A 23688-nucleotide genomic window follows, 5' to 3' on the forward strand; every position below is an offset into this window, starting at 1 on the left:
TCGGGCGCTTCGATTGCCGCGCACGCTGGGCGTATGGGGTGATGAAGTTGCCCGTGCATCAACGGGGCAGGGCGCTACCTTGTGCTCAGCCCGCCATTGCCAGGCGGTTGCGCCCTTCGCGCTTGGCCACGTACAGCGCGCTGTCGGCGCGTCGCAACAGGCTTTCTGCGGATTCTCCCGGTAGCAGAGTCGAACACCCCAGGCTTACGGTAAGTTCGATCGGCTGACCATCGGCCCGGTAGTCCTGGGCCTGGGCGGCATGGCGCAGACGCTCGCCCACCATCGCCGCGGCTTCGCGCCCGGTGTTGGACAGCAGGATCAAGAACTCTTCCCCGCCAAAGCGAAACACCATGTCGACATTGCGCAATTGCCCCTTGATTGCCGCGGCAACGGCCTTGAGAACTTGATCGCCGGCGCTGTGGCCGTGGTTGTCGTTGATGCGCTTGAAGTGATCGATGTCCAGCATCAGCAGCGACAGTGGAAGCAGGTGACGACGGGCCATTTCGATTTCCCGTTGCAGGGTCTGGTCCATGGCGATGCGATTGCCGGTATCAGTCAGCGGATCCCGCAGGGCACTGCGAGTGGCGGCGCGATACAGCAGGGCATTGCGCATCGGGTACAGCAGGGTCGAGAGCAGCGATTCCAGGGAGCCCTGTTCTGATTCGCTGAAGCGCTGGTTGCGGCGAAAGACCAGCTCGCCCATCGGTTCGCCTTCGTGGCTCAGGCTGTAGCTGATGGAGTGATGGCCGCGCTGGCCGAACTCCAGGCGCAGGTCGCTCGGAGTGTGCTGGTACTGCAGGGCATCCAGGGGGACCAGGCGCTGAACCTCACGAAAGAACAGGCCCAGGATGCGTTGCGGTTCAAGGCTGGTCTGCAGCTGCAGGCCCAGTTGCTGGCGCAACTGGGCGAGGCTGATGGGCTGCTTGATCAGTGGCGACTGCTGGCCAAAGCCCAGGCGTTGCAATTTGGCGCTATCGAAGTCAATTGCGTTGGTCTGGGTCGGTGTTTTCATCTGAGCTTGAGCCCCCTGAGCACTGTGTACGGTCTAACTGCCTGGGTGAGAGCGGCTCAGAGCTGCGCGTCATACTGTTCCATCAGTCCCGTAGGACAACGCGCATATTTTAGGCCGTCTCGCCTGTGGCTATAAAGCCCTCAGCGCAAGCCGTTTTCCACAGCGTCAATGCACTGTGTATTGAGTGTCGTTAGAGCGAAACTCGTGCCATTCGGTTCATATTGGGAAAACTTGTTTGGATTCAGCAGCTTGGGTTTCGGCGTAAAAAGGCTGTCGTCAAAAATGACATTTGTTTGGCTTGAAACCTACGCGGGGTAGGCATTGCCGAGGCGTCGCGACGGTATTCCGTCGCGACGAACGGGAGGGGGTATTACTGCGCGTCGAAGGCTTGACCATTGATCCCGGTGCTGTCCGGCCCCATCAGGTACAGATAGACCGGCATGATTTCTTCCGGGGTCGGATTGTTGCTGGGGTTTTCTCCCGGGTAGGCCTGGGCCCGCATGCTGGTGCGAGTGGCGCCTGGGTTGATGCTGTTGGCCCGCACCGGGGCCACGGTATCCAGCTCGTCGGCCAGGGTCTGCATCAAGCCTTCGGTGGCGAATTTCGACACGCCGTAGGCGCCCCAGTAAGCCCGGCCCTTGCGGCCAACGCTGCTGGAGGTGAAGACCACCGAAGCATCCTGGGACAGCTTGAGCAGGGGCAGCAGGGTGCTGGTAAGCATGAACATGGCATTGACGTTGACCTGCATTACACGCATGAAGTTCTCCCCGGAGAGCTGCTCCAGAGGCGTGCGCGGGCCGATGATCGAGGCGTTGTGCAACAGGCCGTCGAGGTGGCCGAACTCGGTTTCGATCATGGCCGCCAGTTCGTCGTACTGGTGCGGCAGGGCGGTTTCCAGGTTGAACGGGATTACCGCCGGCTGCGGATGGCCGGCTGCCTCGATGGCGTCGTAGACCTCGGTCAGGTTGGCTTCGGTCTTGCCCAGCAGCAGCACGGTGGCGCCATGAGCGGCAAAGGTCTTGGCGGCGGCGGCGCCGATGCCACGACCGGCGCCGGTGACCAGAATGACCCGGTCCTTGAGCAGTTCTGGGCGAGCGGAATAATCAAACATAAAAGGCCTCAACAGAAATTGGATCGTCCCCGGCGCTTAGCCGGGCATGCCGCTGCTCAGCAGCCGCACAGCGCGTTGTCCAGAACCTGGCGCAGTTCCAGCGGGTGACTGACCACCACGTCGGCGCCCCAGTGCCGTGGGTTGTCGTCCGGATGGATATAGCCATAGGTCACCGCAGCGGTCCTGGTGCCCGCATCGCGGCCGGATTCGATATCGCGCAGGTCGTCGCCGACAAACAGCACGCTGGACGGGGCCAGGTCGAGCATCTTGCACGCCAGGATCAGCGGTTCGGGGTCGGGCTTGCTGTTCTTCACGTGGTCAGGGCAGATCAGCAGTGCCGAGCGCTCGGCCAGCCCCAGTTGCTGCATGATCGGCTCGGCGAAGCGCAGCGGCTTGTTGGTGACCACGCCCCAGACCAGGTGGGCCTTTTCGATATCTGCCAGCAGCTCGGCCATGCCGTCGAAGAGCTTGCTGTGCACGGCGCAATGCTTGAGGTAGCGCTCGAGAAACTCCAGGCGCAGTTCCTCGAAGCCCGGGGATTCGGGGTCCATGGAGAAGGTCACCGCCACCATGGCGCGGGCGCCGCCGGAGATTTCGTCGCGAATGTGCTGGTCGGCGATGGGCGGCAGGCCGCGATCACGGCGCATGCCCTGGCACACCGCGATGAAGTCCGGAGCGGTATCGAGCAGGGTGCCATCCATGTCGAAGAGAACGGCTCTGATAGCCATGTCTTACTCCTCTCGCAGGGTCTGGATCATGTAGTTGACGTCCACGTCCGGGGCCAGCTTGTAGTGCTTGGTCAGCGGGTTGTAGGTCAGGCCGATGATGTCCTTGACGGTCAGGCCGGCAGAGCGGCTCCAGGCACCGAGCTCGGATGGGCGGATGAACTTCTTGAAGTCGTGGGTGCCGCGCGGCAGCAGCTTCATGATGTATTCAGCGCCGATGATGGCGAACAGGTAGGCCTTGGGGTTGCGGTTGATGGTGGAGAAGAACACCTGGCCACCGGGCTTGACCATGCGGAAGCAGGCGCGAATCACCGACGAAGGGTCCGGCACGTGCTCGAGCATTTCCAGGCAGGTGACCACGTCGAATTGCTCGGGCATTTCCTCGGCCAGGGCCTCGGCAGTGATCTGCCGGTACTCGACGTTGACGCCGGATTCCAGCTGGTGCAATTGCGCCACGGCCAGCGGGGCCTCGCCCATGTCGATGCCGGTCACGGTAGCGCCGCGCTGGGCCATGGCTTCGCTGAGGATGCCGCCGCCGCAGCCGACGTCGAGGACTTTCTTGCCCGCCAGGCCGACCCGTTCGTCGATCCAGTTTACCCGCAGGGGGTTGATGTCGTGCAGGGGCTTGAACTCGCTTTCACGGTCCCACCAGCGATGGGCCAGGGCTTCGAATTTGGCGATTTCAGCGTGGTCGACGTTGCTCATGGGTAGTGCTCCAAAGCTAGAAAATTCTCTGTCGGGCCTCGAGCCTGTGCTCAAGGCCCGGGTTATGGGTGGTGGCCGCTGATGCGCCGGGCCCAGTCGCGGGCGGTAGCGCCCAGCTGATGCTCGTCCAGGCGGGTCAGGCGTCGGTCATCCAGCAGTTGCTTGCCGGCGACCCATACATGTTTCACGCAGTCTCGGCCGGTGGCGTAGATCAGTTGCGACACCGGGTCGTAGATCGGCTGCTGGGCCAGGCCGGACAGGTCGAAGGCTGTCAGGTCTGCGGCCTTGCCGATTTCCAGGGAGCCCACTTGGCTTTCCAGGCCCATGGCCCTGGCGCCGTTGAGGGTAGCCATGCGCAGTGCGCGATGGGCATCCAGGGCGGTAGCCGACCCGGCCACGGCCTTGGCCAGCAGCGCGGCGGTACGGGTTTCCCCCAGCAGGTCCAGGTCGTTGTTGCTGGCGGCGCCATCGGTGCCTACCGCCACGTTGACTCCGGCCTGCCACAGGCGTTCTACAGGGCAGAAGCCGCTGGCCAGTTTCAGGTTGGATTCCGGGCAGTGAATGACGCTGGTGTTGGTTTCTACCAGTAAAGCCAGGTCGTCATCGCTGATTTGGGTCATATGAACGGCCTGGAAGCGTGGTCCCAGCAGGCCCAGGCGAGCCAGGCGCGCCAGCGGTCGCTCACCGTGCTGTTCCACGGATTGCTGCACCTCATGGGCGGTCTCATGTACATGCATGTGGATCGCAGCGTCGAGTTCTTCGGCAATGATCCGGATTTTTTCCAGGTTCTCGTCGCCAACGGTGTAGGGTGCATGAGGGCCGAAGGTGATGTTGATCCGCGGATGATGCTTGAGATCGCCCAGCAGCTCTACGCCCTGGCGGATGGCTTCGTCGGCATTCTGGGCACCGGGAATCGGGAAGTCGAGAATGGGGATGGCGACCTGTGCTCGCATGCCGCTGTTGTGCACCCGCTCACTGGCAACCTTCGGGAAGAAGTACATGTCCGAGAAACAGGTGATCCCACCCTTGATCTGCTCGGCGATGGCCAGGTCGGTACCGTCGCGGACGAAGGCTTCATCCACCCACTTGGCTTCGGCGGGCCAGATGTGCTTTTCCAGCCAGGTCATCAGCGGCAGGTCATCGGCCAGGCCGCGAAGCAGGGTCATGGCGGCGTGCCCGTGGGCGTTGATCAGGCCCGGGGTGAGCAGCGTGTCGGGCAGTTCGCGGATTTCCGTGGCGCGATACTTCAAGGCCTCGGCGCGTGGGCCGATGAACACGATGTGCCCGTCGCGGATGCCCAGGCCGTGTTCCCTGAGGACGACGCCGGCCGGCTCCACCGGCACCAGCCAGGTCGGGAGCAGCAGCAGGTCGAGCGCAATGTCGCGGTTCGGCATCGAATATCGGTCCAGGGCTTTATATAAAAGGATGGCGAAGTATACCCGAGCGTCCTGGCAGGGGGATCGCTATAATCGGCGGCTTTTGTTCATGAGTGCGGGGTGAGGGATGCGCGATCGTCTGTTGGCTGCGGAGAAAGTCAGGGCCATTGAATGGCGGGATAGCACTCTGTACCTGCTCGATCAGCGGGCCTTGCCTTTCGAGGAGTCCTGGATTGCCTATGACAGCGCCGCTGGAGTGGCCGAGGCGATTCGCTCGATGGTGGTCTGTGGGGCGCCGGCCATTGGCATCAGTGCTGCCTACGGCCTGGTTCTGGCAGCACGTGGACGATCTGTCGCAGGTGGCGACTGGTTTACGGCGCTGGAAGAGGATTTCACCTTGCTGGCGGATGCCGCTCCTGCGGCGGTGAATCTGTCCTGGGCGCTCAATCGCATGCGCGAGCGCCTGGAGCGGGTCAGGGAACATGCTGATCCGTTGGCAGCGCTGGAAGCTGAAGCCCTGGCCATTCATGAGAGCGATCGCGAAGCCAACCTGACCATGGCTCAGCTGGGTGTGGACCTGATCCGGCGGCATCAGGGCAACCCCCAGGCCCTGTTGACTCACAGCAATACCGGCGCCCTGGCCACCGGTGGCTTCGGCACGGCCCTGGGGGTGATTCGCGCGGCCTGGCTGGAAGGTATGGTGGAGCGGGTCTACGCCGATGAAACCCGGCCCTGGCTGCAGGGTTCGCGCCTGACGGCCTGGGAGCTGGCCAGCGAAGGCATTCCGGTAACGGTAAATGTCGATGCAGCCGCCGCGCACATCATGAAGACCAAGGGCGTGACCTGGGTCGTGGTGGGGGCGGACCGTATCACTGCCAATGGCGATGTAGCGAACCAGGTTGGCACTTACCAGCTGGCGGTCAATGCCATGCACCACGGTGTTCGCTTCATGGTGGTGGCGCCCAGTTCGAGCATCGACATGAGCCTTGCCAGCGGTGATGACATTCCCTTGGCAGAGCGGGCGGGCGAGGAGTTGCTGGAGATCGCGGGCAAGCGCATGGGGGAGGGGGTAGAGGGCTTCAATCCGTTGTTCGATGTCACGCCAGCGGACCTGATCGATGCCATCGTCACCGAGAAGGGCGTTGTCGAGCGGCCGGACACGGCCAAGATGGCGCAATTGATGTGCCGCAAGCGCTTGCACTGACGAGTGTCCGGGCAAGTCGTTGGTGCCAGCTTCCCGGGAAAGCTGTCAGCTCAGTAAAAAGCGCTTAATTATGTGCGAATTTGGCCTCTGAGCCCCTCTCGTCTCTTATCAGGCTGTCACCGGTCAACTAACTATGCTCCATGCGCGTCAGGGGGATAGGTGCGTGGCGGCGATTGTGATAACATCCGGCGGTTTCCAAGGTGGTCCGACGCGGCTGCCTTCACTGCGCAAATCCATGGCATAACTTGTTGATTTGTCGTAAGTCGGTGCATGGCACTAGGCCTGCAGCGGCGAGCTTCGTTCGTCCCATATGGATGTGACGAAGTTTCACCAGAAAAAGGAATCAGGCTTCTCATGGGCGAACTGGCCAAAGAAATCCTCCCGGTCAATATCGAAGACGAGCTGAAACAGTCCTACCTCGACTACGCGATGAGCGTAATCGTCGGGCGGGCACTGCCTGATGCGCGCGATGGCTTGAAGCCCGTGCACCGGCGTGTGCTGTACGCGATGAGCGAGCTCGGTAACGACTGGAACAAGCCGTACAAGAAATCTGCCCGTGTTGTCGGTGACGTGATCGGTAAGTATCACCCGCACGGTGATACCGCGGTGTACGACACCATCGTTCGTATGGCCCAGCCATTCTCCCTGCGCTACCTGCTGGTAGACGGCCAGGGTAACTTCGGTTCGGTCGACGGCGACAACGCGGCGGCCATGCGATACACCGAAGTTCGCATGACCAAGCTGGCGCACGAGCTGCTGGCCGACCTGCACAAGGAAACCGTGGACTGGGTGCCGAACTACGACGGTACCGAGATGATCCCGGCGGTCATGCCGACCAAGATCCCCAACCTGCTGGTCAACGGTTCCAGCGGTATCGCCGTGGGCATGGCGACCAACATTCCGCCGCACAACCTCGGTGAAGTCATCGATGGTTGCCTGGCGCTGATCGACAATCCCGAGCTGACTGTCGACGAGCTGATGCAGTACATCCCCGGCCCGGATTTCCCGACCGCGGCGATCATCAACGGTCGCGAAGGCATCATCGAGGCCTATCGCACCGGCCGTGGCCGCATTTATATGCGTGCCCGCTCGATCATCGAAGACATCGACAAGGTTGGCGGCCGCCAACAGATCGTCATCACCGAGCTGCCTTACCAACTGAACAAGGCGCGGTTGATCGAGAAGATCGCCGAGCTGGTGAAAGAGAAGAAACTCGAAGGCATCACTGAACTGCGCGATGAGTCCGACAAGGACGGTATGCGCGTCGTGATCGAGCTGCGTCGTGGCGAAGTGCCTGAGGTGATCCTCAATAACCTCTACGCCCAGACCCAGCTGCAAGCAGTGTTCGGCATCAACATCGTGGCGCTGATCGACGGCCGTCCGCGGATCCTCAATCTCAAGGATCTGCTGGAAGCCTTCGTTCGTCACCGTCGTGAAGTCGTTACCCGGCGTACCGTGTTCGAGCTGCGCAAGGCTCGTGAGCGTGGCCACATCCTTGAAGGCCAGGCCGTTGCCCTGTCCAACATCGATCCGGTGATCGCCCTGATCAAGGCCTCGCCGACCCCGTCGGAAGCCAAGGAAGCGCTGATCAGCACCCCTTGGGAGTCCAGCGCGGTCATGACCATGGTCGAGCGTGCCGGTGCGGATTCCTGCCGTCCGGAAAACCTTGATCCGCAATACGGTCTGCGCGACGGCAAGTACTTCCTGTCCCCGGAACAGGCACAAGCCATTCTGGAGTTGCGCCTGCACCGCCTGACTGGCCTGGAGCACGAAAAGCTGCTGGCCGAGTACCAGGAGATCCTCAACCAGATCGGCGAGCTGATCCGCATCCTCAATAGCGCCACGCGCCTGATGGAAGTGATCCGCGAAGAGCTGGAAGTGATCCGCGCCGAATACGGCGACGTGCGCCGCACCGAGATTCTCGATGCCCGCCTCGACCTGACCCTGGGTGACATGATCCCGGAAGAAGAGCGTGTGGTGACCATTTCCCACGGCGGCTACGCCAAGACCCAGCCGCTGGCTGCCTACCAGGCCCAGCGTCGTGGCGGTAAAGGCAAGTCGGCCACAGGCGTCAAGGATGAGGACTACATCGCTCACCTGCTGGTTGCCAACAGCCACACCACGCTGCTGCTGTTCTCCAGCAAGGGCAAGGTGTACTGGCTGAAGACTTATGAAATTCCTGAAGCATCCCGTGCGGCACGCGGTCGTCCGCTGGTCAACCTGCTACCGCTGGATGAGGGTGAATACATCACCACCATGCTGCCGGTAGAGGAGTACACCGAAGGTCACTACATCTTCATGGCGACCGCCAACGGCACCGTGAAGAAGACCCCGCTGGAGTCCTTCAGCCGCCAGCGCAGCGTGGGCCTGATCGCCCTGGAGCTGGACGAAGGCGACGTGCTGATCAGTGCCGCCATCACCGATGGCGAGCGTGAAGTCATGCTGTTCTCCGACGGAGGCAAGGTCACTCGCTTCAAGGAGTCCGACGTGCGCGCCATGGGCCGTACCGCTCGCGGTGTGCGCGGCATGCGCCTGGCGGAAGGCCAGAAGCTGATTTCCATGCTGATTCCGGAAGAAGGCAGCCAGATCCTCACCGCCTCCGAGCGTGGTTTCGGCAAGCGTACCGCCATTGGCGAGTTCCCCGAGTACAAGCGTGGCGGCCAGGGCGTTATCGCCATGGTCAGCAACGAGCGTAACGGTCGCCTGGTTGGCGCGGTGCAGGTGCTGGATGGTGAGGAGATCATGCTGATTTCCGATCAGGGCACCCTGGTGCGTACTCGTGTCGACGAAGTGTCGAGCCTGGGCCGTAACACTCAAGGCGTGACCCTGATCAAGCTGGCCAGCGATGAAACCCTGGTGGGCCTGGAGCGGGTGCAGGAGCCATCGGAAATCGAGGGCGAAGAGTTCGAAGGTGAAGAGGGTGCTGAATTCGAGGGAGCCGTGCTGGATGCGGTTGCCGATACCGATGAGGCAGCCGAAGGCCAACAGGCAGACGCCGCAGGCGAAGAAGAGTCGCAAGACTAAATAAATCGTAGCAGGGCAGAGTGTTTGCTCTGTCCGCTACCGTGAATGCATAGCGAGAGTGGATGTGAGCAAACGAGCCTATAACTTCTGCGCAGGTCCCGCTGCGCTACCTGAAGCTGTCCTGTTGCGTGCCCAGGCCGAATTGCTGGATTGGCATGGCAAGGGCCTGTCGGTCATGGAAATGAGCCATCGCAGCGATGAGTTCGTTTCCATTGCCACCAAGGCCGAGCAGGATCTGCGTGATCTGCTGAATATCCCCTCGAACTATAAAGTGCTGTTTCTGCAAGGCGGCGCCAGCCAGCAATTTGCCCAGATCCCACTGAACCTGCTGCCCGAGGGTGGCAAGGCCGACTATGTCGACACCGGTATCTGGTCGCAGAAAGCCATTGAAGAAGCCTCCCGCTACGGGCAGGTGAATGTGGCGGCCACTGCCAAGCCTTACGACTATTTCGCAATTCCCGGCCAGAACGAATGGCAGCTGTCGCCAGATGCGGCCTACGTGCACTACGCGCCGAACGAAACCATTGGCGGCCTGGAATTCAACTGGATCCCGGAAACCGGCGACGTTCCCCTGGTGGCCGACATGTCGTCCGACATCCTCTCGCGCCCTGTGGATATCTCCCGTTTCGGCATGATCTACGCTGGCGCGCAGAAGAATATCGGCCCCAGCGGCATCCTGGTGAACATCATTCGCGAAGACCTGCTGGGGCGTGCCCGTTCGCTGTGCCCGACCATGCTCGACTACAAGGTCGCGGCGGACAACGGCTCGATGTACAACACGCCGCCGACCCTGGCCTGGTATCTGTCCGGCCTGGTGTTCGAATGGCTCAAGGAGCAGGGCGGGGTTGAAGCCATCGCCAAGCTCAATGAGGCCAAGCAGCGCACCCTGTACGATTTCATCGACGCCAGCGGCCTGTACAGCAACCCGATCAACAAGACCGACCGCTCCTGGATGAACGTACCGTTCCGTCTGGCCGACGATCGCCTGGACAAACCGTTCCTGGTGGGCGCCGAGGCTCGCGGCCTGTTGAACCTCAAGGGCCACCGCTCGGTGGGTGGCATGCGCGCTTCCATCTACAACGCCGTGGACATCAACGCAGTCAATGCGCTGGTGGCCTACATGGCGGAGTTCGAGAAGGAACACGGCTGATGTCTGAGCAAGAACTCAAGGCTCTGCGCCTGCGTATTGACGCCCTGGACGAGAAGGTCCTGGAGCTGATCAGTGAGCGCGCGCGCTGTGCCCAGGAAGTGGCGCGGGTCAAGATGGGCTCCCTCGCCGAGGGCGAAGTGCCGGTGTTCTATCGTCCCGAGCGTGAAGCCCAGGTGCTCAAGCGGGTGATGGAGCGTAACCAGGGGCCGCTGGGCAATGAAGAGATGGCGCGTTTGTTCCGCGAAATCATGTCCTCGTGCCTGGCCCTGGAGCAGCCATTGAAAGTGGCCTACCTCGGTCCTGAAGGTACCTTCACCCAAGCCGCGGCCATGAAGCACTTCGGTCATGCGGTGATCAGCAAGCCGATGGCAGCGATCGATGAGGTGTTCCGTGAAGTGGCGGCCGGCGCCGTGAACTTCGGCGTGGTGCCGGTGGAAAACTCCACCGAGGGTGCGGTGAACCACACTCTCGACAGCTTCCTCGAGCACGACATGGTGATCTGCGGTGAAGTCGAACTGCGCATTCACCATCATCTGCTGGTGGGTGAGAACACCAAGACCGACAGCATCAGTCGCATTTATTCCCATGCCCAGTCCCTGGCCCAGTGCCGCAAGTGGCTGGACGCCCATTACCCGAATGTCGAGCGCGTGGCGGTGTCCAGCAACGCCGAGGCGGCCAAGCGGGTCAAGGGCGAGTGGAATTCGGCGGCGATCGCCGGCGACATGGCGGCAGGCCTGTATGGCCTGACGCGCCTGGCAGAGAAAATCGAGGATCGTCCGGACAACTCCACGCGCTTTTTGATGATCGGTAATCAGGAAGTGCCGCCGACCGGCGACGACAAGACCTCGATCATCGTGTCCATGAGCAACAAGCCCGGTGCCTTGCACGAGCTGTTGGTGCCATTCCACGACAATGGCATCGACCTGACGCGAATCGAGACCCGACCTTCGCGCAGTGGCAAATGGACCTATGTGTTCTTCATCGACTTCGTCGGCCACCACCGTGATCCGTTGGTCAAGGGTGTGCTGGAAAAGATCAGTCAGGAAGCAGTAGCACTCAAGGTGCTGGGTTCCTACCCGAAAGCGGTTCTCTGAGGCTTTAACAATGAGTGGCGACTTCCTCGCACTGGCACAACCAGGCGTGCAACAACTTTCGCCTTACGTTCCGGGCAAGCCCGTGGACGAACTGGCCCGTGAGCTGGACATCGATCCGGCCACCATCGTCAAGCTGGCGAGCAATGAAAACCCGCTGGGCGCCAGCCCCAAGGCCCTGGCGGCGATTCGTGACGAGCTTGCCGAGCTGACCCGTTATCCGGATGGCAACGGTTTTGCCCTCAAGTCCCTGCTGGCCGAGCGCTGCGGTGTGGAAATCGACCAGGTGACCCTGGGCAACGGTTCCAACGACATTCTGGAGCTGGTGGCTCGTGCCTACCTGGCGCCTGGCTTGAATGCGGTGTTCAGCGAGCACGCATTTGCCGTCTACCCCATCGTTACCCAGGCTGTCGGAGCCCAGGCTCGCGTGGTTCCGGCCAAGAGCTGGGGGCATGACCTGCCAGCCATGCTCAAGGCGATCGATGATCGGACCCGCGTGGTGTTCATCGCCAACCCGAACAACCCGACCGGTACCTGGTTCGGTGCCGAGGAACTGGACGAGTTTTTGCAGGATGTACCGGCCCACGTGCTGGTGGTGTTGGACGAGGCCTATATCGAGTACGCCGAAGGCAGTGACCTGCCGGATGGCCTGGACTTCCTGGCGGCCTACCCGAACCTGCTGGTTTCGCGAACCTTCTCCAAGGCCTATGGCCTGGCAGCCCTGCGGGTCGGTTATGGGCTGTCGACCCCGGTGGTGGCGGATGTGCTGAACCGCGTGCGCCAGCCTTTCAACGTCAACAGCCTGGCCTTGGCTGCGGCTTGCGCCGCACTTGAGGATGTGGACTACCTGGCCGAGAGTCGTCGTCTTAACGAGGCCGGCATGCAGCAGTTGGAGGCGGGGTTCCGTGATCTGGGCCTGAGCTGGATTCCTTCCAAGGGCAATTTCATTGCCGTGGACCTGGGGCGTGAGGCTGCGCCGATCTTCCAGGGGTTGTTGCGCGAGGGGGTGATCGTGCGTCCGGTGGCCAACTACGGCATGCCAAATCATTTGCGCATCACCATCGGCCTGCCGGCGGAAAATACTCGTTTCCTTGAGGCTTTGGCCAAGGTTCTGGCCCGTGCTTGATGTCATTCCAATGCAATCTGCTGTGCCTATGATCGGTCGCCTGGTGGTGATCGGCCTGGGGTTGATTGGCGGTTCCTTTGCCAAGGGTTTGCGTGAAAGTGGCCTGTGTCGTGAGGTAGTCGGTGTCGATCTGGATCCGCAGTCCCGCCAGTTGGCGGTCGAACTGGGGGTGGTGGATCGCTGTGAAGAGGATCTGGTCCTGGCTTGCCAGGGTGCCGATGTGATTCAACTGGCGGTGCCGATCCTGGCCATGGAAAAGCTGCTGGCTCTGCTTGCCGGCATGGATCTGGGCCAGGCGGTGCTGACCGACGTCGGTAGCGCCAAAGGCAATGTGGTGCGCGCTGCACAAGAAGCTTTTGGCGGCATGCCTGCACGTTTTGTCCCGGGGCACCCCATTGCGGGCTCCGAGCAGAGTGGTGTGGAAGCCTCCAACGCGCAGCTGTTTCGTCGACACAAGGTGATCCTGACGCCTCTGGAGCAGACTGATGCCGCGGCGCTGGACCTGGTCGACAGGCTTTGGCGTGAGCTGGGGGCGGATGTCGAGCACATGCAGGTCGAGCGTCACGATGAAGTCCTGGCGGCGACCAGCCATTTGCCGCACCTGCTGGCGTTCGGTCTGGTCGATTCCCTGGCCAAGCGCAGTGAAAATCTCGATATCTTCCGTTACGCTGCGGGCGGGTTCCGCGATTTCACGAGAATCGCCGGCAGCGACCCGGTCATGTGGCACGACATCTTCCTTGCCAATCGCGAGGCGGTACTGCGCACACTCGATACATTTCGCAACGACCTCGACGCTCTGCGTGACGCGGTCGATGCAGGGGACGGGCATCAATTGTTGGGCGTATTCACTCGCGCCCGGGTTGCCCGCGAGCATTTCGGTAAAATCCTGGCCCGCCGGGCCTATGTGGACGCTATGAACTCCAACGATCTGATTTTCCTGGCAAATCCTGGTGGCCGCCTGTCTGGGCGGATTCGTGTACCGGGCGACAAGTCGATTTCTCACCGCTCGATCATGCTTGGCTCGCTGGCTGAGGGCACCACTGAAGTGGAAGGTTTCCTCGAGGGCGAAGATGCTCTGGCAACCTTGCAGGCTTTCCGCGACATGGGCGTGGTCATCGAAGGGCCGCATCATGGTCGTGTGACCATTCATGGTGTTGGCTTGCACGGCTTGAAGCCGGCTCCAGGGCCGATCTACCTGGGGAACTCCGGTACCTCGATGCGCCTGTTGTCAGGCTTGCTGGCTGCACAAAGCTTCGACAGCACGTTGACTGGCGATCCGTCCCTGTCCAAGCGTCCGATGAATCGTGTGGCGAACCCGCTGCGGGAAATGGGCGCGGTCATTGAGACGGCTGCCGAGGGTCGCCCGCCGATGGTGATTCGTGGCGGTCACAAGCTCAAGGGGCTGACCTACACCTTGCCGATGGCCAGTGCGCAGGTTAAGTCCTGCCTGTTGTTGGCAGGTTTATATGCCGAAGGGAAAACCACGGTCACCGAGCCGGCTCCGACCCGTGACCATACCGAGCGCATGCTGCGTGGCTTCGGCTACTCGGTGAGTGTCGACGGCGCCACGGCCTCGGTCGAATCCGGCGGCAAGCTCAAGGCAACCCATATTGAAGTGCCTGCGGACATTTCTTCCGCGGCGTTCTTCCTGGTGGCTGCATCCATTGCCGAAGGTTCCGAACTGGTGCTGGAGCACGTGGGGATCAACCCGACCCGTACAGGTGTGATCGATATCCTGCGGTTGATGGGCGCTGACATTCGCCTGGAAAACCAGCGCGAAGTGGGTGGCGAGCCGGTTGCCGATCTGCATGTGCGCGCCGCCAAGCTCAAGGGGATCGAGATTCCCGAAGAGTTGGTGCCGCTGGCAATCGATGAGTTCCCTGTGTTGTTCGTCGCGGCCGCTTGCGCCGAAGGGCGCACGGTGCTGCGTGGCGCTGAAGAACTGCGGGTCAAGGAGTCTGACCGTATCCAGGTGATGGCTGATGGCCTGCTGACCCTGGGGGTCAAGTGCGAACCGACCCCGGACGGCATCATCATCGAGGGTGGCCAGATCGGTGGCGGGGAGGTTCATGGGCATGGTGACCACCGTATCGCCATGGCGTTCAGTGTTGCCTCGCTGCGCGCCAACGCGCCGATCCGCATTCATGACTGCGCCAACGTCGCGACCTCGTTCCCGAACTTCCTTGCGCTGTGCGCGCAGGTGGGGATCCGTGTCACGCAAGAGGCTCAGTCGTGAATATCAAGGCGCCGGTGATCACCATCGATGGGCCGAGTGGTTCGGGTAAGGGCACCATTGCTGGCAAGCTGGCCAAGCATCTGGGCTGGTGTCTGCTGGACTCCGGAGCGCTGTACCGGCTGCTGGCGTTCGCTGCGCGCAATCATGGCGTCGATCTGACCAATGAAGAGTCGCTGAAATTGTTGGCGGCTCACTTGGATGTGCAGTTTCTCGGAGCTACTGAGAACCATCCGCAGCGGATCATTCTTGAGGGTGATGACGTGACGGATGACCTGCGCAACGAGCAGGTCGGGGCCTGGGCTTCTCAGGTTGCGGCGTTGCCTGCTGTGCGAGACGCCCTGCTGCAGCGTCAGCGTGCCTTTCAGGAGCCGCCGGGGTTGGTTGCCGATGGCCGCGACATGGGAACCGTGGTGTTTCCCGACGCTCCGTTGAAGATTTTCCTGACTGCCAGTGCCGAGGAGCGTGCTCGTCGCCGTTACTTGCAGTTGAAGGGAAAGGTCGATGGTGTTAGTCTGTCGAGTCTGCTAGATGAGATCCGTGCGCGTGATGAGCGCGATACCCAGCGAGCGGTGGCCCCGCTCAAGCCGGCGGCTGACGCCATACAGCTGGATTCCACGGAGTTGTCCATCGATCAGGTGTTGCAACGCATCTTGAGTGAAATCGCCATTCGCGATATCGCCGGGTGAACAAGAAGGATTGCAGGGGACCAGTCATAGTCCTGCGATCGTTCTTTTATATGAACGTAACCCACATCGTCTGGGATGTGGCAGATGGGCGGATTCTTCGCCCTTATCAACAGGAATTAAAATGAGCGAAAGCTTTGCGGAACTCTTTGAAGAAAGCCTAAAAACCCTGAACCTTCAGGCAGGCTCCATCATCACCGGTGTTATCGTCGACATCGACTACCAAGCGCGTTGGGTAACCGTTCACGCTGGTCTGAAGTCTGAAGCGCTGATCCCGCTTGAGCAGTTCTACAACGATGCTGGCGAACTGTCCATCAATGTTGGTGATGAAGTTCACGTTGCTCTGGATTCGGTTGAAGACGGCTTTGGTGAAACCAAGCTCTCCCGTGAAAAAGCCAAGCGCGCTGAATGCTGGATCGTTCTGGAAGCAGCCTTCGCAGCCGAAGAAGTGGTCAAGGGCGTTATCAACGGTAAGGTTAAAGGCGGCTTCACTGTCGACGTTAACGGCATCCGTGCGTTCCTGCCAGGTTCTCTGGTTGACGTCCGTCCAGTGCGCGACACCACGCACCTGGAAGGCAAAGAGCTCGAGTTTAAAGTCATCAAACTCGACCAGAAGCGCAACAACGTTGTCGTTTCCCGCCGCAGCGTCCTCGAAGCCGAGAACTCCGCTGAGCGTGAAGCTCTGCTGGAATCCCTGCAGGAAGGTCAGCAAGTCAAAGGTATCGTCAAGAACCTCACCGATTACGGCGCATTCGTCGATCTGGGTGGCGTCGATGGCCTGTTGCACATCACCGACATGGCTTGGAAGCGTATCAAGCATCCTTCCGAAATCGTCAACGTTGGCGACGAGATCGATGTCAAGGTTCTGAAGTACGATCGCGAGCGCAATCGTGTTTCCCTGGGCCTGAAGCAACTGGGCGAAGATCCATGGGTTGCTATCAAGGCTCGTTACCCAGAAAGCACCCGCGTTACCGCTCGTGTAACCAACCTGACCGACTACGGCTGCTTCGCTGAGCTGGAAGAAGGCGTGGAAGGCCTGGTACACGTTTCGGAAATGGACTGGACCAACAAGAACATCCATCCTTCGAAAGTCGTACAAGTCGGCGACGAAGTGGAAGTTATGGTTCTGGACATCGACGAAGAGCGTCGTCGTATCTCCCTCGGCATCAAGCAGTGCAAGTCCAACCCATGGGAAGACTTCTCTGGCCAGTTCAACAAGGGCGATAAGATCTCCGGCACCATCAAGTCGATCACCGATTTCGGTATCTTCATTGGTCTGGACGGCGGCATCGACGGTCTGGTTCACCTGTCCGACATCTCCTGGAACGAAGTGGGCGAAGAAGCCGTACGCCGTTTCAAGAAGGGCGACGAGCTGGACACCGTTATCCTGTCGGTTGACCCAGAGCGCGAGCGTATCTCCCTGGGTATCAAGCAACTGGAAAGCGATCCGTTCTCCGAGTACGTCCAAGAGAACGACAAAGGCGCAATCGTTAAGGGTGTTGTAAAAGAAGTTGACGCCAAAGGCGCCATCATCACCCTGGCTAACGATATCGAAGCTACTCTGAAAGCCTCCGAAATCAGCCGTGACCGCATCGAAGATGCGCGTAACGTTCTGAAAGAAGGCGAAGAAGTTGAAGCCAAGATCATCAGCGTTGACCGTAAGAGCCGTGTAATCCAGCTCTCGATCAAGTCGAAAGACGTTGAAGACGAGAAAGAAGCTATCCAGAGCCTGCGCGACAAGCCAGCTGCTTCGGATATCGCTGCTGGTCCTACCACTCTGGGTGACCTGCTGCGTGCACAAATGGAAAAGCAGAACTAAGTTCTGTCAGACCATAAAAAGGGCGACTTCGGTCGCCCTTTTTTATGCCTGAAATTCGAGAAGCTCAGCGGAGTGCTGGGGAAACCAATCTGTGCAATGAGTTGTCTCTTTCTTAGGTGGGTTGGCTGCCGTGTCAGGGTCTAGGTACCCAATGGGTGCATTATTCAAGCAGCATAAGCTGCCTTAAGGAAGAGTATGAGCAGGTTGGGTGTAGTGGTTTTGATTCTTCTTTTGGCAGGGTGTACGACCAGTGTAAAGACCCACGCGGTGCGCGGGGTCAGTGGCATAGAGATCGACTGTTCGGGGCTGGGGTCGGATTGGGACAAATGCTACAAGCGTGCTGCACGTGAGTGTAAGGCCAATGGCTACAAGGTCATTACAAAATCCAGTGATGCCAAGGATGAGGAGGGGGATTATCCTTTCGGTTGGAATCCGGCGGGTTATCTGACTCGAACGATGTTGGTCATGTGTCGATAGGGCCGCTTTGTGTTTTTGTCACTGCATCTTCTGCAAAAAAAGGAGTTTGTATCAGTGTGGTAGATGGGCTGTTCAAAACCCTCAGAGCATGCTAAAACCTTTGAAGCACTGACCTAGCTGCTTGAAAAAGAAGGGAAAAATATGACGAAGTCGGAGTTGATCGAACGAATTGTCACCCATCAAGGGCTGCTCTCATCCAAGGATGTCGAGTTGGCGATAAAGACCATGCTTGAACAGATGTCACAGTGTCTGGCTACCGGTGATCGAATTGAGATTCGAGGATTTGGTAGTTTCTCTCTTCACTATCGTGCTCCTCGCGTAGGCAGAAATCCAAAAACTGGTCAATCAGTCAGTCTGGATGGCAAGTTTGTACCTCATTTCAAACCGGGTAAAGAGTTGAGAGATCGTGTCAATGAAGAAGAAATTTAAATAATGGAAGTTGCACTTAAAGTTATATGTCGCTCATTTTGAATTCTGTTTTTTGAAGTTGCGGATATATATTTTAAAATTCTAAGATAAATATTAAAGTTATCTCTGCTTGAATGTTGGTTAAGGGGGAGTATTCTATATATCTATAAGTGAATCTTGGTCCGGGAATGGCTAGTTATTATCAATGTGCTGCTCAGAGTCTTTAAATGGCTATAGAAACAGATCATTCTGAGGTTTTCTCCCCTATTCGAATAAAGCTCTTCACCTTGCTAAGGATTTTATGGTTTGAACGGTTGCTGTTTTTATTCAGTATATTAGTTGTGACGTTTATTTTTACTGTTTTCGCTTTTATTATCAAGCCCGCTTACGAAGCTCGAATTTTATTGTACCCACCAGGGGTTAGGGACGTTTCGATTATCGGTTATAGCTTTCTGAAAGATGAAGATACTATACGTGAAGCGATCGCTAAAATTTACTCTACATTTATTCGTAACGCTCGATCTGATAACTATCTTAGAGAGTTTTCTGGGAGCATATTCTGAGGTCGTCTAAAGTGAGCAAAAATATAAAATTAACTCAAGCATAAATAGCTATGAGGAGTTCTCAGAGAGAATCTCGTTTAATGAACTATTTATAAAGCGAGCTGCAGGAAATGATTCTAAAGATAATGAGACTCCTAAACCGGTTCTTGTGACTTTTAGAGGTCCTGAGGGAGAAGACTTGGTGTTTTTGCTGGGGGGTCATATGATCTTGTTATGAGGAAGACTGCAAGTGAGGTTGCGTCTAATATAAATGCAGATGCTGCTATGCGAGCTGGTTATTAGGCAAAACAAATTGATATTCGGCGAGAGGTTGAAGGGGAGGAAGCTGTAGATGATCTTAGGAGGGCGCTAGATGTCTCAAGTATATTTGCGTTGGGCTCTACACTAAATGGTACAGGGGCTTCGGTTTCGCTTAAGAAGAAAACTAATGAAGCAGGAAATGAAGAAAATAGAGACAAGGGTTTATTTGCTGACGAGCTTCGATATCTACTAGTTCAAAAAATATTTTATAGTTCAGTGGTTGTTGAGTCTGATGAATTATCAGTTTGTTTGAAAGACGGACCTATGGTCAGCATAGGTAATCCCATACACCCATAAAAAATGTTCATCATCCTGATTGAGGTTCTCGTAGGGGCGGGGTTAGGGGGGGGGGGCTCTGTCTGTTACTCTTTATCATTATAAGAAGTCGCTTTCGTGTGCATGATGAAGGGGCATCTCTCGCGCGATGAGCTTTTGCAGAGAGGAAGGGAGCGTGGAATTTTGACCATCCAAGGCTAAAAATAGTCCGTAAAGGTTAAGATTTTCCGATAGTTGTGTATAATTTAAATGTTATTGAGTGCAAGCCACATGTTGTGAAACTGGCGTAAGCTAGCTAACAGTTGCAGGATGCTGAAAAACTATTCGTATATGCTACGGAATCAAGATGATTTTATACTTTATGTGAAATATCTTTATTGTTGGGTGGTAACTTTTAAGTTATATGCTTGTAATGAGTTATAGATTGGTTAACTATTTTAAATAAATGTAAAAGTATTTTGGCTAAAGGATGTAAACGAAAAATGAATATCCCATTCAACAAGCCACCATATACTGGAAGTGAAGATCAGTATGTGATATCAGCTATGCGCAGTGATAAGATGTCCGGTGATGGAAAATTCACCATCCTTTGCCAAAAATGGTTTGAAGAAAGTTTGGGTTGCAAAAGAGCTCTATTAACCCCTTCCTGCACTCAAGCTTTAGAAATGGCTGCTTTGTTAATCGACATTCAGCCGGGTGATGAAGTAATTATGCCTAGCTATACTTTCGTAAGTACGGCGAATGCGTTTGCTCTTAGGGGGGCAAAAATTGTTTTTGTAGATATTCGTCCAGATACGATGAATATTGATGAGACGCTTATTGAAGCGGCTATCTCAAAGAATACCAAAGCCATAGTTCCAGTTCATTATGCCGGTGTTGCTTGTGAAATGGATACAATAATGGGTATAGCAAATCATTATGGGTTGTATGTGATTGAAGATGCCGCCCAGGGAATGACATCTTTCTATAAAGGAAGACCCTTAGGGACAATAGGGCATATGGCAGCTTATAGTTTTCATGAAACAAAAAACTATACAAGTGGTGGTGAAGGCGGCTTATTAATTATAAATGATGAGAGCTTTATACTCAGGGCTGAAGTCATTCGAGAGAAAGGAACGAATAGAAACCTATTTTTTCGAGGAATGATTGATAAGTATACCTGGGTGGATTTGGGCAGTAGTTACCTTCCAGGGGAACTTCAAGCAGCTTATCTGTATGGTCAGCTTGAAAAAGTTGAAGAAATAAAAGAGTCTAGAATGAAAACATGGAGATTTTTTTATGAAAATCTCAGTGAGCTTTCAGCTAATGGGAAGCTAGAGCTGCCTATAATTCCCGCAGAATGTATAAGTAATGCTCATATGTTTTACGTTAAGCTTCCTGATATTGGTGTTAGGACAAAGGTATTAGAGTATTTAAAAAATAATGGGATTGGTGCGGTATTCCACTATATTCCATTGCACTCTGCTCCAGCGGGTATTCGACTTGGTGCTTTTGTTGGTAAGGATAAATTTACAACATCTGAGAGCGAGCGTTTAATCAGACTTCCAATTTGGTATGGAATGACTGATATCGAGAGAGCTACTGTAGTGGATGCTGTCGTCGAGGCTGTCAATGCATGTTGCTAGTAATGCAAGTCGAATGGTAGTTAGTCGAAAACATGCATTACAGAGTGCTGCTTTAACTGTCGCCTCTCAAACATCTAAAATTGCCGTTGGTTTTATTTTGATAAAACTGATTGCGGTTTATTTAGGTGCTGGTGGTATGGGGTTACTGGGTAATTTTATGAGCCTCGTTGCTATGCTATCTCTGATGGCCGGTGGCGGCATATCTAATGGAGTGATCAAATATGTAGCAGAGTATAAAAAACAACCTCGACGGTTGGCTGAGTTTATTGGTTCAGCAAAATTATACTCTCTTTTATTTTGTACTTTTTTTTGTATAGTTGGAGTTTGTTTTTCGCGAGATATCTCGGGTTATATTTTTAAGAGCGAGGAATATTATAAAATAATAGTTTTTTTATTTTTGGCTCAGTTTGGTTTTGCATTTGTTAATCTAGTGTGCGGTATCGCTAATGGACTGCGTGATACTAAAACATATGCACTTATTCAGATTTCTGGAAATGTTCTAGTTGTACCGATCAGCTGGTTTTTAATTGGGTTTTATCAGCTGGTAGGTGCCGCAATTTCAATGGTTTTGATGTTTCTCATTTATTCAATTCCAGCATATTTTTTTTATCGTAGGTCTTTTTTCTTTAGAGCCAAAATTAAAACAAAGATTAATGCGCTAGCTGTGAGAAGGTTGTCCGTTTTTACTTCCATGGCCCTGGTGGGAGCGGTGAGCGTACCTCTGATAGAAATACTCGTTCGGCAACAAATTATCAATCACATAGGCTATGCACCAGCTGGAATATGGCAAGGGGCGATTAAAGTTTCAAGTGCATATATGGGTTTTTTTACCATATTCCTTGCAGTCTATTTTATGCCTACAATCGCAGGAAGTAATAATAGAAAAGAAATTGCAAGTTTAGTGTTGAGGTTTATGGCAGTCGTTATGTTTGTTTTTCTTTTTGGGGCGAGCATTTTCTTTTTACTAAGAGTGCAAATTATACCAATAATATTATCGAGTGAGTTTGAATCATTAGAGTCATTGATTAAGTATCAATTAATTGCGGATTTTTTTCGTGTTTCGACTTATGTTATCGGTTTTGTAGTTATAGCCAAGGCTGCACTGAAAATCTATATCGTAAGCGAATTGCTGCAGGGGATATTCTTTTTTAGTGCCAGCTCTATTTTTCTTAATTTGGGGCTCGGTCTAAAAGGTGTATTCCTAGCTACTTTGTTGATGAATATTGTATATTTTGTGGTTGCCGTATCAGGTTTTTTTCTCTATAGGAGAAGGGAAGTATAATGTTATCAGCTACTGTCGTCGTATCTTGCTACAATCAAGAGCGCTATATTGTAGAGTGTCTTGATAGTATCCTGTCGCAAGAAATAAATTTCGAGTGTGAAGTTATAGTCTCTGATGATTGTTCTACTGATAGAACTCAAGAGGTTCTTCTTGAGTACTCTCGTTTGCATGAGGGAAGACTCAAACTAAACCTCCGCTCAGAAAATGTAGGGCCTGCCTTAAACTATCTTGGTTTACACTCAATGGCTTCAGGCGACATCGTTTTCCATTTTGATGGTGATGATGTAATGCTCCCTGGAAAGTTAGCTCTTCAATATAAGGAGTTTCAGGAAGATGCTCAAGTCAATGTCGTCTTCCATAAAGCAGTATACTTTTCTGATGATGATAAATACTTGTCTGATACACAATTTCCAGACTCTGCCGAAAGATCAATAGATGTTTCGGGGGAGGAGCTTGCTCGTTGGGGGTCAGTTGCTGTCCATAGTTCGTATGCATATAGAAGAAGCTCAAGGAAAACGGTTATAAACCGTGAGTTTATGGAGTGGTTTTTTGCTATGGACTCTTTAATTCCCGAAGGAAAGGCTGTTTATATAAACCAAACTTTGGTTAAGTATAGATGCAATCCATCTGCGGGTTCGTATCTATCCACACAATCAGGAAAGTTAAAGGCATACTCTATCTATTTTGATGATATTGAGCGTTATTTTGATAGCTATAAAGTTTTACGATGTGATCTATATGCAAACTACTTTGTTACGTTTTTGGCTATGCTAAGGTCTACTAATAGATTTTCGCTGAAGCGTTCATTGTTCTTGCTGCGCAATATATATTGCCTCCGGCCCAAAAAAGTACTCAACACACTTGGTGTGCGAAGGCTGGTTGGTCCTAAATTGAAAAATCGATAATTTGGAGAAGAGATGACTTATCTAAATCTCTATGGTTTGGATGTTTATATAGTTATCTCTTTTTTTGTTTTTTAGCATTCTAAATGCTTTTGGCGAAATCAAGGTCTCTTAAAGAGGTATTGTGTTTAGCTGAGTTTTTTGTGGTGCTGCGGGCCATAGGATTTGTTTCTCAGAGTATTGCTGTACGTTAATTTTATACAGATGGCGATGCTTGGTTTTATATAAAGTTATATGACTATCTGGATGCGGGGTTGATAACCCTTTTCAAACAATAGAAACTTCATTCGTTTTGCTGATGAGGTTTTTTGTTTTTTGGGGGGGGCATCAAGCACTATTTTTTCTAATAACATTTTCTTTTGCTATTTCTTATTACTAACTGGCGATGGGGCTTTTGGATGTATTCCTCGCTGCTGGTAGCTTTAATTCTGATCCTCAGGTTATTCAATCTATCAAATGGGTCTGGGCTTTATCTTTTTCATGTGTGCACCTTGGTTTCTTTTTTATAGTGATCGGATTGGTCTTTGTTTTTGGATATTTTATCCAATTTTAATTTTGTATACTTCGTGCGAGTTCTCGAAAGTTGGTTTTTT

Annotated in this window: 19 protein-coding genes; 14 read left to right on the forward strand and 5 right to left on the reverse strand. The window is 55.0% G+C overall.

Going from position 1 to position 23688, the window contains the following annotated elements; all coding sequences use genetic code 11:
- Positions 1–85: 85 nt before the first annotated feature.
- The 5 genes from M2395_RS22105 to M2395_RS22125 all read right to left on the reverse strand — a co-directional run bounded on the left by M2395_RS22105 (position 86) and on the right by M2395_RS22125 (position 4947).
- Positions 86–1012, reverse strand: a complete 927-nt coding sequence (locus tag M2395_RS22105; protein WP_011062590.1) for a GGDEF domain-containing protein — start codon at positions 1010–1012, stop codon at positions 86–88.
- Positions 1013–1382: 370 nt separating this feature from the next.
- Positions 1383–2123, reverse strand: a complete 741-nt coding sequence (locus M2395_RS22110) for a YciK family oxidoreductase (protein ID WP_015636577.1) — start codon at positions 2121–2123, stop codon at positions 1383–1385.
- Between the two features lie 56 nt (positions 2124–2179).
- Positions 2180–2851, reverse strand: a complete 672-nt coding sequence (mupP, locus tag M2395_RS22115) for an N-acetylmuramic acid 6-phosphate phosphatase MupP (protein WP_123431301.1) — start codon at positions 2849–2851, stop codon at positions 2180–2182.
- Positions 2852–2854: 3 nt separating this feature from the next.
- Positions 2855–3553 carry a bifunctional 2-polyprenyl-6-hydroxyphenol methylase/3-demethylubiquinol 3-O-methyltransferase UbiG gene (ubiG, locus tag M2395_RS22120; RefSeq protein ID WP_011062588.1) on the reverse strand — a complete coding sequence of 233 codons (699 nt, stop codon included), beginning with the start codon at positions 3551–3553 and terminating at the stop codon, positions 2855–2857.
- A 62-nt stretch (positions 3554–3615) separates the two neighbouring features.
- Positions 3616–4947: a TRZ/ATZ family hydrolase gene (locus tag M2395_RS22125; RefSeq protein ID WP_077934605.1), complete on the reverse strand. Its 1332-nt coding sequence runs from the start codon at positions 4945–4947 to the stop codon at positions 3616–3618.
- 109 nt (positions 4948–5056) lie between these two features.
- Here M2395_RS22125 and mtnA point away from each other — a divergent pair, with 109 nt between their 5' ends.
- The 14 genes from mtnA to M2395_RS22190 all read left to right on the forward strand — a co-directional run bounded on the left by mtnA (position 5057) and on the right by M2395_RS22190 (position 23098).
- Positions 5057–6133: an S-methyl-5-thioribose-1-phosphate isomerase gene (mtnA, locus tag M2395_RS22130; protein ID WP_123431300.1), complete on the forward strand. Its 1077-nt coding sequence runs from the start codon at positions 5057–5059 to the stop codon at positions 6131–6133.
- A 354-nt stretch (positions 6134–6487) separates the two neighbouring features.
- Positions 6488–9157 carry a DNA gyrase subunit A gene (gene gyrA / locus M2395_RS22135; protein ID WP_011062585.1) on the forward strand — a complete coding sequence of 890 codons (2670 nt, stop codon included), beginning with the start codon at positions 6488–6490 and terminating at the stop codon, positions 9155–9157.
- A 64-nt stretch (positions 9158–9221) separates the two neighbouring features.
- Positions 9222–10307 (forward strand): 3-phosphoserine/phosphohydroxythreonine transaminase, encoded by a 1086-nt coding sequence (gene serC / locus M2395_RS22140; protein WP_026019999.1) that lies wholly within the window; start codon positions 9222–9224, stop codon positions 10305–10307.
- Positions 10307–11401, forward strand: a complete 1095-nt coding sequence (gene pheA / locus M2395_RS22145; RefSeq protein ID WP_011062583.1) for a prephenate dehydratase — start codon at positions 10307–10309, stop codon at positions 11399–11401. Before serC ends, pheA begins: the two co-directional genes overlap by 1 nt.
- 10 nt (positions 11402–11411) lie before the next feature.
- Positions 11412–12524 (forward strand): histidinol-phosphate transaminase, encoded by a 1113-nt coding sequence (gene hisC, locus M2395_RS22150; protein ID WP_072450644.1) that lies wholly within the window; start codon positions 11412–11414, stop codon positions 12522–12524.
- A 28-nt stretch (positions 12525–12552) separates the two neighbouring features.
- On the forward strand, positions 12553–14760 hold the full coding sequence (locus M2395_RS22155) for a bifunctional prephenate dehydrogenase/3-phosphoshikimate 1-carboxyvinyltransferase (protein ID WP_053153150.1): 2208 nt from the start codon (positions 12553–12555) through the stop codon (positions 14758–14760).
- Positions 14757–15446, forward strand: coding sequence for a (d)CMP kinase (gene cmk / locus M2395_RS22160; protein ID WP_011062580.1), 690 nt, complete (start codon positions 14757–14759; stop codon positions 15444–15446). The genes M2395_RS22155 and cmk overlap by 4 nt, the downstream gene beginning before the upstream one ends.
- Positions 15447–15567: 121 nt before the next feature.
- Positions 15568–17262, forward strand: a complete 1695-nt coding sequence (rpsA, locus tag M2395_RS22165) for a 30S ribosomal protein S1 (protein WP_007931318.1) — start codon at positions 15568–15570, stop codon at positions 17260–17262.
- 195 nt (positions 17263–17457) lie between these two features.
- Complete coding sequence (locus tag M2395_RS22170; RefSeq protein WP_015636571.1) at positions 17458–17739, forward strand: hypothetical protein; 282 nt, start codon at positions 17458–17460, stop codon at positions 17737–17739.
- 141 nt (positions 17740–17880) lie between these two features.
- The gene (ihfB, locus tag M2395_RS22175) at positions 17881–18168 is read left to right on the forward strand and encodes an integration host factor subunit beta (RefSeq protein ID WP_015636570.1); all 288 of its coding nucleotides are present in this window, start codon (positions 17881–17883) and stop codon (positions 18166–18168) included.
- A 206-nt stretch (positions 18169–18374) separates the two neighbouring features.
- Complete coding sequence (locus tag M2395_RS31940; protein ID WP_077934601.1) at positions 18375–18710, forward strand: Wzz/FepE/Etk N-terminal domain-containing protein; 336 nt, start codon at positions 18375–18377, stop codon at positions 18708–18710.
- Between the two features lie 1058 nt (positions 18711–19768).
- Positions 19769–20911: a dTDP-4-amino-4,6-dideoxygalactose transaminase gene (gene rffA, locus M2395_RS22180; RefSeq protein ID WP_077934600.1), complete on the forward strand. Its 1143-nt coding sequence runs from the start codon at positions 19769–19771 to the stop codon at positions 20909–20911.
- A complete protein-coding gene (locus M2395_RS22185) occupies positions 20898–22193 on the forward strand; it encodes an O-antigen translocase (protein ID WP_174395662.1) in 1296 nt (431 codons plus the stop codon). The genes rffA and M2395_RS22185 overlap by 14 nt, the downstream gene beginning before the upstream one ends.
- Positions 22193–23098, forward strand: coding sequence for a glycosyltransferase (locus M2395_RS22190; RefSeq protein ID WP_052470425.1), 906 nt, complete (start codon positions 22193–22195; stop codon positions 23096–23098). The genes M2395_RS22185 and M2395_RS22190 overlap by 1 nt, the downstream gene beginning before the upstream one ends.
- The last annotated feature ends 590 nt before the right edge of the window (positions 23099–23688 follow it).

Origin of the sequence: Pseudomonas sp. BIGb0176, assembly GCF_024810175.1 — a bacterium.
Taxonomy (GTDB): Bacteria; Pseudomonadota; Gammaproteobacteria; order Pseudomonadales; family Pseudomonadaceae; genus Aquipseudomonas; species Aquipseudomonas protegens.